Origin of the sequence: Microbacterium sp. Au-Mic1, assembly GCF_021341785.1 — a bacterium.
In the GTDB taxonomy this organism is placed as follows: domain Bacteria; phylum Actinomycetota; class Actinomycetes; order Actinomycetales; family Microbacteriaceae; genus Microbacterium.
This window is the reverse complement of sequence record NZ_JAJTTF010000005.1, coordinates 187,386-200,915: the sequence shown is the minus strand read 5'-3', so window position 1 is coordinate 200,915 and position 13,530 is coordinate 187,386. Positions and strand designations below refer to the sequence as shown.

General features: G+C 69.7%; 11 protein-coding genes. 3 read left to right on the top strand and 8 right to left on the bottom strand.

Annotated features, from left to right (window positions below; translation table 11 throughout):
• The first annotated feature begins 12 nt into the window (after window positions 1-12).
• Window positions 13-354, top strand: coding sequence for a CHY zinc finger protein (locus LXM50_RS08750; protein WP_233310931.1), 342 nt, complete (start codon window positions 13-15; stop codon window positions 352-354).
• A gap of 38 nt (window positions 355-392) precedes the next feature.
• Here LXM50_RS08750 and LXM50_RS08745 read toward each other — a convergent pair whose 3' ends face one another.
• The 5 genes from LXM50_RS08745 to LXM50_RS08725 all read right to left on the bottom strand — a co-directional run bounded on the left by LXM50_RS08745 (window position 393) and on the right by LXM50_RS08725 (window position 6,234).
• Window positions 393-1,202, bottom strand: a complete 810-nt coding sequence (locus LXM50_RS08745) for a carbohydrate ABC transporter permease (protein WP_233310930.1) — start codon at window positions 1,200-1,202, stop codon at window positions 393-395.
• A gap of 91 nt (window positions 1,203-1,293) precedes the next feature.
• Window positions 1,294-2,268: a carbohydrate ABC transporter permease gene (locus LXM50_RS08740; protein WP_233310929.1), complete on the bottom strand. Its 975-nt coding sequence runs from the start codon at window positions 2,266-2,268 to the stop codon at window positions 1,294-1,296.
• 2 nt (window positions 2,269-2,270) lie between these two features.
• Window positions 2,271-3,551, bottom strand: a complete 1,281-nt coding sequence (locus LXM50_RS08735) for an ABC transporter substrate-binding protein (RefSeq protein WP_233310928.1) — start codon at window positions 3,549-3,551, stop codon at window positions 2,271-2,273.
• A 29-nt stretch (window positions 3,552-3,580) separates the two neighbouring features.
• Window positions 3,581-5,188, bottom strand: a complete 1,608-nt coding sequence (locus LXM50_RS08730; protein ID WP_233310927.1) for an FAD-dependent oxidoreductase — start codon at window positions 5,186-5,188, stop codon at window positions 3,581-3,583.
• Entirely contained in the window at window positions 5,185-6,234 is a 1,050-nt protein-coding gene (locus LXM50_RS08725) for a LacI family DNA-binding transcriptional regulator (protein WP_233310926.1), read from the bottom strand. Before LXM50_RS08725 ends, LXM50_RS08730 begins: the two co-directional genes overlap by 4 nt.
• 242 nt (window positions 6,235-6,476) lie before the next feature.
• Between LXM50_RS08725 and LXM50_RS08720 the strand changes: the two genes are divergently transcribed.
• Together LXM50_RS08720 and LXM50_RS08715 are read left to right on the top strand one after the other, a co-directional pair.
• On the top strand, window positions 6,477-8,702 hold the full coding sequence (locus LXM50_RS08720) for a hypothetical protein (protein WP_233310925.1): 2,226 nt from the start codon (window positions 6,477-6,479) through the stop codon (window positions 8,700-8,702).
• 12 nt (window positions 8,703-8,714) lie between these two features.
• Complete coding sequence (locus LXM50_RS08715) at window positions 8,715-9,062, top strand: hypothetical protein (protein WP_233310924.1); 348 nt, start codon at window positions 8,715-8,717, stop codon at window positions 9,060-9,062.
• A gap of 35 nt (window positions 9,063-9,097) precedes the next feature.
• Here the strand turns inward: LXM50_RS08715 and LXM50_RS08710 are convergent, their stop codons facing one another.
• From LXM50_RS08710 to LXM50_RS08700, 3 genes are all read right to left on the bottom strand, one after another.
• The gene (locus LXM50_RS08710; RefSeq protein ID WP_233310923.1) at window positions 9,098-11,947 is read right to left on the bottom strand and encodes an FAD-binding and (Fe-S)-binding domain-containing protein; all 2,850 of its coding nucleotides are present in this window, start codon (window positions 11,945-11,947) and stop codon (window positions 9,098-9,100) included.
• A gap of 86 nt (window positions 11,948-12,033) precedes the next feature.
• On the bottom strand, window positions 12,034-12,837 hold the full coding sequence (locus LXM50_RS08705; protein WP_233310922.1) for a 2-phosphosulfolactate phosphatase: 804 nt from the start codon (window positions 12,835-12,837) through the stop codon (window positions 12,034-12,036).
• 66 nt (window positions 12,838-12,903) lie between these two features.
• On the bottom strand, window positions 12,904-13,443 hold the full coding sequence (locus LXM50_RS08700; RefSeq protein ID WP_233310921.1) for a VOC family protein: 540 nt from the start codon (window positions 13,441-13,443) through the stop codon (window positions 12,904-12,906).
• Window positions 13,444-13,530: the final 87 nt, after the last annotated feature.

Here is a 13,530-nt window from a genome sequence, read left to right as displayed (position 1 = left end):
AGGATCGTCACCATGGGCGCGGAGCAGTTCGAGATCAAGGGGCGTCCGGTCGACGGGCAGACCCGCTGCGTGCACTATCGCACCGAGCTCGACGTGGTGGCGATCCGCTTCGCGTGCTGCGGCGAGTACTACCCGTGCCACCTCTGCCACACCGAGACGGCCGACCATCCGTCCCGCCCGTGGGCGCTCGCCGAGCAGGACGCGAAAGCCGTGCTGTGCGGCGTCTGCGGCCACGAACTCGAGATCCGCGAGTACCTCGGGGTCACCGCCTGCCCGCACTGCACTGCATCGTTCAATCCTGGCTGCGCCCTGCACGCCGACCTGTACTTCGAGGTGGCGCAGGACCGCGACTGACCCGGCAGCCGCCCAGCGTGCCGTCGCAACTCGGCCGCTCAGCCCTTCAGCCCGGAATGGGCCAGACCCTCGACGAACTGCCGCTGTGCGATCAGGAAGACCACGAGCACCGGCACGACGGTCATGGTCGCGGCTGCCAACTGGGTGTTCCACATCTCGCCGCCGTATGCGTCGGTGTAACGGGTGAGCGCCTGGGGCAGGGTGAACAGATCCGGCGAGGTCAGGTACACCGTCGGTTCGAGGTACAGGTTCCAGGAAGCGAGGAAGGTGAGGATCGCGACCGCGGAGAGCGCGGGCTTCGCGAGCGGCAGGCAGATCCGCCACCAGATCGCCAACCGGCCGAGTCCGTCGAGCCTTGCGGCCTCCTCCAGTTCGACCGGCAGCGCGATGAAGAACTGCCGCATGATGAAGGTCGCCAGTACGCACGGCGCGGCGAGAGCGGTCACGAGGATGAGCGGCCAATGCGTGTTGATCAGCCCCACGCCTTTGAACATCTGGAAGAGGGGGACGATCGTCACCTCCCCCGGCACGAGCAGTCCGACCAGCACGACCAGGAAGAGGACGTTCTGCCCCGGGAACCGCAGGCGTGCGAACGCGTAACCCGCCAGGCTCGACACCAGCAGCACGATGAGCGTCACTACGACAGCGATGTAGACGCTGTTCGCGTACTGACGGGCGAAGGGCTGGAAGCCGAACGCCTGCACATAGGCGTCCCAAGTCGGCGACGCCGTGAAGATCGAGGGCGGAGAGGCGAAGATCTGGTCGAGCGGCTTGAACGAGGAGGCGACCATCCAGACCGTCGGCACGACGAACGGAAGCGCCATCACGGCCAGCGCGACGTAGAGCACGATCCGACGGAGAACGGCGCCCCCGGGCCGGCGGGCACCAACGAACGGAGCCCTCGGAACGGGGATCCTCGACCCCGCGGCGGGCAACGTCTCAGTGCTCATAGAAGACCCACTTCCTTCGGAGCTGCCACTGCAGCACGGTGAGCAGCATCACGAAGGTGAGCAGCATCAGCGCGAGGGTCGAGCCGTATCCGATGTTGTTGAACGTGAACGCCTGCTGGAAGACGTAGTAGACGAGCACCGTCGTCGACAGCGCGGGGCCGCCCTCGGTCAGCACGGCGATCTGCGCGAACGCCTGCAGCGCGCCCACGATCGTGATGATGCTCGTGAGCAGCAGCGTCGGCGAGATGAGCGGCAGAGTGATGCGCGTGAAGATCGTGCGGCTGCCGGCGCCGTCGATGCGCGCCGCCTCGTAGAGCTCGCGGGGAACCCCCTGCAGCGCGGAGAGGAAAAGGACCATGTTCACGCCGACGCTGCGGATGACCTGGGTGACGATCACGGCTCCCATCGCCGTCGGGCCCTCCTGCAGCCAGTTGGGTCCGTGGATCCCGATCTGAGCGAGCACGGCGTTGATCCCGCCGTTGTCCTGGAGCAGGAACCCCCAGACGAGGGTCCAGGCGACGACCGAGATGACCACCGGGGAGAAGAACAGGGTGCGGAAGAACGTGACGCCGCGGAACCGGCGATTGAGCATCACGGCCAGGCCGAGCCCGAGCCCGATGTTGAGCACGACCACGCCGAGGGAGAAGACCGCGGTGGCGCCCAGCACGCTCGGCAGTTGCGGATCTGCAGCGAGCGCGGCGTAGTTCGCCCCGCCCACGAAGGTGAGCTGCCCTGTGAAGATGTTCCACTTGTTCAGGCTGTAGACGATCGCGAGGCCCACGGGGATGAGCACGAACAGCACCACGCCGATCATCTGAGGCGCGATGAAGAGGTAGCCCGCGGCGGCGTCTCGACGCCTCATGGTCCAGAACCGTCTGGCGGGCCGGCGCACCGGATCCTGGCTGCCGGGAGTCCGGGAGGCGGCGAGGGCCGCCTCCCGGGGCACGGTGGGGGTGGAGGTCATCGTCACTTCGCCAGGAGCGGGGAGATCGCCGAGCAGACGGAGCTCAGCACCTTCTTGACGTCGGCGTCGGGCTTCCACATCGCATCGAGAGCGGTCTTGCCCTTCTGCGCGATCTCCGCGGGGCTGGTGTGGTTCGGCAGTGTGACGGCGTCGGGGATCTGATCCACGACCACGCTCTGCAACTGCTCCGCCGTGAGCTTGGTGTTGTTCGCCGCGAGCTTCTCGCCGGTCAGCAGCGAGGTGCGCGCCGAGGGGAAGAACTGAGAGAGCTTGGCACTGTTCTCCGGGCCGGTCATATAGGCGAGGAAGGATGTCGCCTCCTGAGGATGCGCGCTCGTGCGGAGAACACCCATGCCAGCCTGCCCGATCACCGAGTACGTTCCGGCGGGACCTGCGGGAAGCGGCACGACGTCGTAGCCGAAGGTGCCGGTGAGCAGCGATGCCCGGGAGACCTGCGCAACGGTGAATGCCGAGTCACCGGCGAAGAAGTCGGCCTTGGTGCCGGGGCCGGGCATCGCGGCGTCCTTGAAGACGGCGTCGTGCAGGAAGGTGAACGCACCCACCATCTTGTCGTCGTCGAAGGTGCACTTCGTGCCGTCGGCGTTCCATGCGCTCGCACCCCACCCTGTCCAGACCGTGGCCAGGGTGTTCCATGCGGAGTAGTCGAAGTCCCGGATGACGAACCCCGCCTTGCCCGTCGCCGCGTTCACCGCCGCTCCCATCTTCGCGACCTCGTCCCAGGTCACGCCGGAGGCGGGCAGCGACTGGCCCGCGGCGGCGAGGAGGTCCTTGTTCACGTAGAGGGCGTACGGCGAGTTCGAGAACGGGTAGGCGTAGAGCTGGCCGTCGCGGGTGAACTCCGCTGTCGCGCTGGGCAGCAGGTCCCCGTACCCCCACCCCTTCGTGTCCTTCAGCGCGGGAGTGAGCGGAAGCAGTGCGTCCGAGGCGATCAGATCCTTGGAGAGATCCCCCATCCACGCGAGATCCGGGGCGTTGCCGCCGGCGATCTGCGTCGTGAGCGTCGTGTTGTAGTCGGCGAACGGGAGGCTGTCGAAGGTGATGGACTTGATCTCGGGGTGCGTCGACTTGTAGCTGTCGGCGATCGAGGCGAACAGCGCGAGCTGCGCCTCGTTCGAGGTCCACACCGTCATCCGGAGCGCCACACTGTTCGGGGCGGCGGTCGTGGAGACAGGGGTGCTCGGGGTGGCGCTGCATCCGGTGATCGCGACGATCGCGGCCGTCGCCAGGGCCGCAGCGCCGACCAGCTTCTTTGCTGTGTTCATGGGGGGCTTTCTTGATAGGAGGGGACTCGCTAGTAGCCGAGGATTTCCGGCCAGTGGAGCTCGATACCGGACTCGACGAGCCGGCTCTGGAACCGCTGTCGCAGTTCCGGGTCCGAGAGCACATGTCTCGGAAGTGTGGATTCATCGATGCAGAAGCTCGCGAGTTCGCCCGCGGACTCCCCGATGTTCCATTCGACGGGATGGAGCCGGTAGGCCCCGTTGGTGATGTGGGTCGTGCCGATGTTCTTCGCGGCCGGGATGAGGTTGCGCGTTTCGACCGGGACGAGCGCGCCGAGCGGGATCTCGAACGGTGCGCATTCGACATCGATGTAGTTGTCGCCGCCCGTCGACGGGTGCAGATCGATCCGGTACATGCCGATGCCGACCGAGTCGGGGAACGTCGCCGGTCCGGCGTGACCGCGCGACGTGACCGAGATGTCCTGCTCGACGACAGTGGTGACCGCCTTGATGCGGCGCGACTCGCGGATGTACGGCGCCTGCGCGAACCCGTCCGCGGTACCCGTCTGATCGCCGCGCGGACGGAGTCCTGGCCAGCCTCTTCCGCCGTCGGGCCGCGGCGCCTCGGTCTGCAACCAGTACAGGTACGAGCGGGACAGCTCCTTCGCGGCCGCACGGTGGGCCTCCGCGTCCGGATCGTCGATGATCGACCCGTCGAGATAGTCCAGCATCGGCCAGTTCGCCACGACGATGTCGCTCTCGTAGGCACCGGGCAGGAAGTTCTGACGGGCGATGATCCGGCGGAACTCCCAGAGGTCCAGGTCGCCGGGATCCTCACGGGGATCCTGCGCCGCACGCTCCGCGCCGTAGGGCGGGTTGACGTGGAGCGTGCGGGATTCGGGCTCGAGGGTGCGGGGCTGGGGTGCGGTGAACGACAGCAGGCGGTCGCCCCAGAACGCAGGGGCGTAGTCACGCCAGTAGTCGTAGGTCTCCGGTCGCTCGATCGTGAAGTCGGCACCCTCGACGTGGTCGAAGACGAAGCACCACGAGATCGCCTGCAGGTTGCCGGGATCGGCCTGCTCCGGCGCGCTCGGCTCCCCCGTCTCGGAGCGCGACTCCGCACCGGCGACGTGGTCCGTCCCGGTCAGCGGGAGCAGTTCGCCCGTCTCGGTGGCGTCGAGCACGAACGGCGCCGAGACCCGCACCTCGGTGCCGTCATGGACATGGCGAAGGGTCACGGAGGAGACGACGTGTCCGGCCGCCGCGGCCGCCGTCGGCGCGTAGGGCTGGAGGACGGTGAGCCGGCCGCTGGAGAGGTGCGGGGCGAGCTGCTGTTCGATGACCGCGACGGCGACCCGGGGCTCATGGCAGAGCCTGCTCACGCGTCCGAGCCCGGGGTTGAGCCGCGGGTCACGGCGAGCGGCCTCGGTGAGCGGGTAGAACGAGCGGTAGTGGTCGCGGATCCCGTCGCGCAGCGCGCGGTACCGGGCCGTGACGCCGAACTGCTCGACCCAGATGTGCTCATCGGGGGGAACAGCCTGGGAGGTGAGCTGGCCGCCCAGCCACGCATGCTCCTCGGAGAGGATCACGCGGTTGCCGCGGCCGAGGGCGGCGAGTGCCGCAGCGACGCCGCCGAGCCCGCCTCCGATGATCGCGACGTCGGCATGGAGCTCCCTCATGCGTCGGCCCGACGTGCCACCAGCGTCTCGCCGAGCTCGAGGGATCCCTGCAGCAGGCGCTGCCGATCGATCGCGCCCGCGCTCTCGGGGTCAGCCGCGATCAGCTCCCTGAGCAGGCCCAGCGCCTCGAAGGCGATGCGCTGTCGGGGCGTGTGGAATCCGGAGAGGCGCAGGCCTCCGACGGTGTGGCTCTGCACCTCGCCGAGCGCGGCGATCGAGACCTGGGCCGGCAGTGCGACGCCCTGCCGTTCGAGGGCGAGCGCCAGATCTTCGGCGGCGAAGGCGTCCTCGGCGACCACGAGGGTCGCGCCGCTCTCGATGATCCTGTGCGCGATCGCGGCGAGATCCCCACCGACCTCCGGGAGCGAGCGGAAGGACAGCGCTCCGTTCGCGCCCGCCGCCTCGATCTCGGCGAGTCGATCGCGGGACGACGGGGTGTCCCGGTCACCGTGCAGGTACACCGCGGACGTGTGGCCCAGCTCGGCTGCCCGCGCGACCAGATCGCGGGTGAGTGCGCGGTAGTCGATCCCGACATAGGGCACGCCTTCGGCCTCGTCGCGTCGTCCGACGGCGACGAACGGGAAGCCCTCGCTGACCAGACGGGCCAGTTCCTCCCCGTCCATGTGCTGACCGAGCAGGATGCAGCCGTCCGCGAGGCGCAACCGGGTGTTCCGGTGGAACAGGCGGCGCGAGCCGTTCTCGACGGGCGAGCTGGTGAAGAACAGGAGGTCGCAGTCGTACTGCTCGGCAGCGCGTTCGATCCCGTTGAGCAGCGGTCCGTAGAAGTCCATGCTCTCCGCGGTCAGAGCGGACTCGTAGGTGAAGACGCCGAGGATCTTGTTGTCGAGCCCGGCGAGCCTGCGCGCGGCGGGATCGGCCACGTACGTCGTCTGCTCGATAGCGCGACGCACCCGCTCCCTCGTCGCCTCGGGGATGCGGACGTTCGTGCCGTCCCGATCGTTGAGCACGAGCGACACCGTCGTCTGGCTGACCCCGGCGATCCGTGCGATCTCCTTCTGGGTCGTCTTGCCCGTCTTCCCCGACATGTCCATCCTCCGCGTCTGATAATGCCTATCACCAAGGCGTGACGCCGACGCTAATGCGTATCTTCAGAAAGCGCAAGTCATCTTGACTTCGAACCGGAAGGGTGATCAGACTGTAGAACGCTCACGCGCTAATGCGCATTATCACGATCGATGGAGATCCGATGACCAACCAGGACGAGAGAAGCGCAGGATTCACGCGCCGAGGATTCCTCGGCGCGACATTCGCGGCCGGAGCACTCCTCGTGGCAGCCCAGAGTCCGATCCGCGCCACTGCGGCGGCGGGTGATCTGACCCTCAGCGCCGACGGGGTGAGCATCGTCGCCAGCCCCGGCGGCCGTGTCGCGATCAAGGACGGCACGGGCGTCATCCGCCTGCAGGGCTCCAAGTTCCAGACCAAGGACACCGTGACGGGGATCCAGGTGTCCACCGGTGGAACGCCCACGCTCGTGACGCTCGCCGACGGCACCCCGGCCATCCGGATGGACTACGTGATGTCCGCCGCAGCCGGGCCGATCGCGGTGTACGGGCTCTTCTCGATCAGCACCCGCCACGTCCGGCTCGAATGGCATGCCTCGGGGTCCAGCACCTTCACCCCGGAGGGCTTCCTGTTCAGTCGCGCGGTCCTGTCGGCGACCGAGTCGGACGGCTATGTCGCACTCACCGAGTGGAAGCGGGACGCCGCCGGCGGGATCCCCTTCGAGGACGCGGTGGGCGTCGCGCACACGTCGACATGGGGCGCGCTGCACGGGCTGCTCATCCTCGACCGCTCCCGTCAGTCCTGGACCAATTCCACCTGGGTGCACGCGCCCGGCGTGCTCCAGACCGACGGCAGCGTCGTGAGCCGGGCGGATTTCTTCTTCAGCGACAAGCGGCCGTCGGCGGTCGCCTCGATCGGCACGGCACAGGACCTCGGCATCGAGGTGTGGACGGACCGCCCGTTCGGGCTGTGGGCATCCGCCGGACAGCAGATCGCGATCTCCGCCCAGGTCGCGAACGGCGCGGCGGCCGATCGCGCCGTCGACCTCGTCTGGTGGGCGCGTGATTTCAACGGGACCCTGCTGGCCAGTCAGACGGTCTCCGTGGTCGTGCCCGCCACCGGGACCCTCGACCACGCCTTCACCCTGACCGCGCCGGGATCCGGCTTCGTCGTCACCGAGGTCGCCGCGGTCTCCGGCGGGATCGAGGCGTTCGCCCGCACGAATCTGGCGGCGGTTCCGCCCCGAGACCACCCCGCGACGGCGGACAGCATGTTCGGAATGGCCAACTACCCCTGGCTCCAGGTGCCCTCCGCGACCGCCGTGCTCGACCTCTGGCAGAGCATCGGCGTGGACCGGGTCCGGATCTCGTACGACGGCGGCCCTGGACTGCCGCCCTCCGCGTTCGACGCACGCGGCATGTCGCACAACATCGAGTTGCAGCCCTCACTGACCGCCACCGCTGCCGAGGCCACCGCCTGGGCGGCCACGAACACCACGACCGCCGTCGCGGCCGGCGCCGAGTACTTCGAGGTCGGCAACGAGCTGAACCGCCCGTTCAACACCGGGACGGCGGCGCAGGCGTACGTCGACAAGGCGCTGCGCCCGGTGCACGACCGCGTGGTCGCCACCGGGGCGTCGCTGAAGCTGCTGAACAACGGACTCGCGGGGATGGACGAGCCCTGGGTGCAGAACTTCCACAGCGCCGGCGGCTGGGATCTCATCGACGGCATCGCCTTCCACCCCGGTCGTGGCAACTTCACCCCCGACTACGATCCGCAGGGCCCCGTGGACGCGGGCGCGAACGGCACCTACTGGAATTTCCTCGGCGGCCTGCGCAGGCTCAAGGCGCTCATCGCGCAGTACGGGCCGAAGGAGATCTGGATGACCGAGGCGTACGCCTGCACCAAGCCCAACGCGTGGTGGTACGACACCTACCGGCACGCCGCGGAGAACGTGTTCCTGAGCCTCGCACTCGCGAAGGCCGAGGGCGTCCGCTGCGTGTGCTGGTACCAGTTCCACGACAGCGTGCTCGGCAACCCCCAAGTCGCGAACCCGACCGACGCCGAGTACCACTACGGCTTGATGAACCGCGACACCAGCGCGAAACCGTCCCTGCTCGCTTACGCGAACGCAGCACGACTGCTCGATCGAGCGACGTTCGTCCGCTGGCTCACCTTCACGGACGACGACAACAAGGGCCTCCTGTTCGATACGCCGGAGGGCGAGCTCGCCGTGCTGTGGAACCGCGCCGACGGCTACATCCTGAACGCCGGCCACGACCCTTCCGGGAGCACGTTCGCCGCCCCCGAGCTCTGGCTGGATCCATGGCCGACAAAGACCGCGCTGACGGTCGCGGCGACGGGCGCGAGCGTCACGCAGATCGACTGCATCGGACAGGAGATGCCGCTCACCGTCGGCACCGGGACGGTGGCCCTCACCCTCGACGGCGCGCCTCGCGTCTATCGTGGGCTCGATTGCAGCGGAATGTGAACCGGAGGCGCCATGAACCCCGTACCCCCCCCCGATCTTCTCGAACTCGAATACGAGGGACTCTTCCTCCGCTTCGATCGGGGCGTCTTCGAGCTCTTCGAGTTCCCGCCGACGACCGACTTCCACTTCCGGACTCCGGCGCGCTGGCTCGCGGTCCAGTTCGACGTGCGCCGTGCGGACCGGTGCCGGTTGAGGTTCGGATTCGTGAAGTCCCCCGATGCTCCGCTCTTCGGGACCCGGCCGGTGCCCTTCGTCTTCACGCAGACGCCTTCCGCCGTGCTGCCGCAGACGGCGGAGGGCGTGTTCCGCGAGTACTTCACGCGCGTCGCCGAGGCGACCGGCCGGCGGCTCGGCAGCTAGCCGTCGGCGTGGCGACCGGAGCGCCGATCTGACGGCTAGGGCCGGGTGAGCTCCTCGAGCACCTCGACCACGTGCCGGTACGGCCGGCCGGTCGCGCGACTCATGCCGAGCTCGCACGTGCGGTTCGCCGAGACGTAGGCGTCGAAGCCACCGCGATCGGCGCCGGCCGCCGCGACCTCGGCCGCCTCGACGGCGGTCGCGCTCGCGGTCAGCTCGGGATGCAGCATGCCCCGGTCGCCCGCGAACGCGCAGCACCCCCAGCCCTCGGGCACGTACACCTCGTCCGCGACGGCGCCCGCGAGCGCGCGCAGGGCGTCGTTCGCGCCGAGCTGCGTGGTCGAGCACGTCGGATGCACCGCGACCGAATGGATCCGGTCCCGCACGGTCAGCTTCGGCAGAGCCTCACGCGCGAGGAAGGTCGTCGCGTCCTCGATCCGCAGGGCGGCGTACTCGGGGCGCTCCGCGACGGCCTTCGCGAGCATGACGTGAAGCCCCTCGGTGCAGGATGCGGCATCGCAGACCACGGGCAGGGCGCCCTCGTGGCTCGCCCGCCACAGTGCGGGCAGGACGCGTTCGGTCATCGTGGTGTACCCGTCGAGCTGCCCCTTGGACTTCCACGGCGTGCCGCAGCAGAGCCCACCGGCATCCGGCGGCACGCTGTACGAGATCCCGGCCCGCTCCAGCAGCAGCCGCACGGCTTCTCGCGAGCCCTCTCCGTGCACGCCGTCCGCGTCGTGTTCGGCGCCGAACATCGTCCCGATGCAGGATCCGAACAGCACGGCCTGCGCATCGGCGGGGCTCTGGGCCCGCGGAGCGCGCGAGCCTCCACCAGGGAGCCTCGCGTCATACAGCGGCACGGTATCGGCGCCGAGCACGGCACGGGCCGCCTTGGTCACGCCGGCCACCAGGGGCGCCGGCAGCGCCTGTGCGACGTTCAGCGCGAATCCGCCGCCACGGGTGATCGCGCCCCAGCCCTTCGCCGCGGCGTTCCACACGCCCTGCTCGAGCCGGCCGGCCTCCTCGGCGCGCAGACGGCGCACGAGATCCCCGGTGTTGATGTCTACCGGGCACGCGACCCCGCACATGCCGTCGACGGCGCAGGTCTGCACGGCGTCGTAGTCGTAGTCCCGCGCGATCTCGGCGGCCACCTCGACCTCGCCACGGTGCAGGGCGGCCGTCATGTCGCGGCGCAGCACGATGCGCTGGCGCGGGGTGAGCGTGACGTCCTTGCTGGGGCAGGTCGGCTCGCAGTACCCGCACTCGACGCAGCGATCGACCTCCCCCTCGACCGTCGGCACGAGCTTGAGGTCGGCGAGGTACGAGCTCGCATCGTCCGAGAGGACGACACCGGGATTCAGGATCCCGTCCGGGTCGATGAGCCCCTTGATCTCCCACATCATGTCGGTCAGCACATCGCCGTACTGTCGTCGCACGAACGGCGCCATGATGCGGCCCGTGCCGTGCTCGGCCTTGAGCGTCCCGCCCTGGGCGAGCACGAGCTCGACGAGGTCCTCGGTGAAGGCCTCGTAGCGGCGCAGCGCCTCCGGGTCGTCGAAGCGCTCGTTGACGAGGAAGTGCACGTTGCCGTCCTTGGCGTGCCCGAAGATCACGCAGCCCTCGTAGTGGTGCTTCTCGAACAGCGCCGTGAGCCCCTCGCACACGCCGAGCAGCCGCTCCACCGGCACCGCGATGTCCTCGAGCAGCGCCGTCGTGCCCGACGGGCGGGCGCCGGCGACGGCGGTGTACAGCCCCTTGCGGACCGTCCAGAGCTCGCCCCGCTCGGCGGGATCCTCGGTCATCCGCGCCGGTGCCGCGAGCGGCAGCTCTCCGATGTGCGCGAGGGCCGTCGCCTTGCCCGCCTCGAGGGCGGTCGCGTCCGCCGCATGGACCTCGACGAGCAGCGCGGCGTGCCCCCGCACCTCGATCCCGGCGATCACGTCGGGCACGGTGCTGAGCCCCTGCGCGACCCTGAGCGAGGCGGCATCCATGAGCTCGATCGTGGCGAGCCCGAGGGCGGTCAGACCGGGCAGCGCCGCCATCGCGTCGGAGAGCGTGTCGAACACGAGGAGCCCGGTCGAGATCGCGGGCTGGATGGCGATCGTGCGGAACCGCGCCTCCGCGACGAACGCGAGCGTCCCCTCTGATCCGATCACGAGGTGCTCCAGGATCCGCACCGGATCGTCGAAGTCGAGCAGGGAGTTGAGGCCGTAGCCCATGGTGTTCTTCATCGAGAACTGACGCGCGACCTCGGCGCTCAGAGCGGGATCGCCGCGGAGGCGGTCACGGAGATGCTGCAGGCCCCGGGCGATCTCGGGCTCCCGATCGCGCAACTGCGCCAGGGCGTCGGGCGCCGCGGTGTCGAGGATCGTGCCGCTCGGCAGCACCAGCACCATCGACTCGATCGTGCGATAGGAGTTCTCCACGATGCCGCAGGCCATGCCGCTCGAGTTGTCGGCGACCACGCCGCCGATCGTGCAGGCGATCTCGCTCGCCGGATCCGGTCCGAGCTTGCGTCCGAACCGCGCCAGGCGCGTGTTCACCTGGCGCACGGTGGCGCCGGGCTGCGCCGAGACGGAGGCACCGTCGGCGCTCACGCTGATGCCGCGGAACGCCGTGCGCGTGTCGACCATGACGTCACCGGTCACGCCCTGTCCGCTGAGGCTCGTCCCGCCCGAGCGGAAGGTGAGGCTGCGCCCCGCCGCGCGCACGGCTGCGAAGACCCGCGCGACGGACGCGGCGTCCTGCGGCACGAGCACCGCGTCGGGCACGAGCAGGTAGTGCGAGGCGTCGTGCGCGCGGGCGAACCGGTCGATCGTGCGCGAGGCCACCCGCACGTCGTCGCCGAGCAGGGCGGCGTCGAGCGGTGAGGTCACGGTGGCGGGCATGCGGAACTCCTCGGCGGATCGGGGTTCCTCCAGTATCGTCCCGCATCGGGTCGGCGCAGCGCCCGATGCGCGCGACAGCCGCCGGTTCAGGACAGCCGCGGATCCACCACCCGGAACACCCCGTCCACGAGCACCGGGACCGTGGTCGACACATCGGTCTGGGCGGCGAGCTCCACATCCGCGCCCTGGCCTTCCTCACGCAGCTCGACTCCGCTCGACGAAGCGGTGAACAGATGGCGGGTCGCCCGTGCCAGGCCGGTGTAGGCGGCGCACGCCGCGGCGGCTTCGGGCGAGCAGGCGTCGATGCCGAGCGCGCCCAGGGCGTCGATCACGGCGCCGGCGGTGAGCATGTCCTCGACGGAGAAGCGCACGGTCTCGTCGTCGCGGACCTCGCCGCCCGCGACCACGGCGACCTTCACGCGGTGCCCGGCGGCGTGCTGGTGGTCGAGGATCCACTGCGCGACGGCGGAGCGGTTGCGCAGCGAGGCCGCAAGCACCGGCACACCGAACCGTGCGGCCGCCGCCGCCAGACGGGAGCCGTTGAACGACGGCACCACGGCACGGGTGGCGCCGAACGCGGCGACGTTGTCGGCGGTGAGGCTCGACGGCGAGAGCGTGACCCCCGCTCCCCCACGCGGGCCCGCGAGCCGCGCCGGGCCGAAGCCGTGCTCCGCCGCGAGGCGCTCGGCCTCGGCGCGGGTGCCGGGGAACGGCTGCACTTCGAGGCCCTCGGTCAGGGCCCGCTCCACGGTCGTCGTGAACGAGATGGCGTCGATCACGACGATGACGCCCGCCCCCTGCGCGATCGAGCGCAGGCCCTCGCGCGCCCAGTCGAAGCGCACCTCGTAGTCCTGCTGCAGCGGGTGGTCGGGGCTCATCGGGGATCTCACCCGGGGAATGCTACCCGGCGGTGGTCCGAGCCCTGCGACTCACCTCGGACGACCGCGACCGCGAACTCAGCGCGAGTCGTCGGAACGCAGCGGCGCGCTGCTCCAGTTCGATGCGGATCCGGTCAGCGCCGCGTCGAGGGATTCCTGCGCGTACCGCATGTTCTCGGCATAGCGCGGCTCCTGCAGGCGCTGCCACATGACCTCCTCCGGCACATCCTCGATCTGCGCGGTGATCCACCAGATGTTGCCGAACGGATCCTTCACGCGCCCGCCGCGCTGCCCGAAGGCGTTGTCGCCGAGCTCGGTCACGACCGTCGCGCCGCGTTCGAGCGCCCGGGCGAACGCCGCATCGGCGTCCGCCACCCATACGCGCAGCAGGCTCGGCATCACCGGCCAGTCCTGACGCCGGTCGAAGGCCAGAACCACGGTGTCCCCGACGCGGATCTCGCCGTGGCCGACCGAGCCGTCCTCGGTCTGCACACGGGCGAGCTCCTCCCCCTCGAATGCACCCGTGATGAAGTCGAGCAGGGCGCCGGTGTCATCGGTCACCACCCAGGGCGCGACGCTCGTGTAGCCGGTCGGAGTAGCGGAGTCGATCATCGCCATGGGGGATCCTCTCGTCGTCGTGGCGAGCCTACGAGCGGCCTCCGACATCGGACCGGATACCCTGTACTCCGCTGTTCCGCCGCCGCA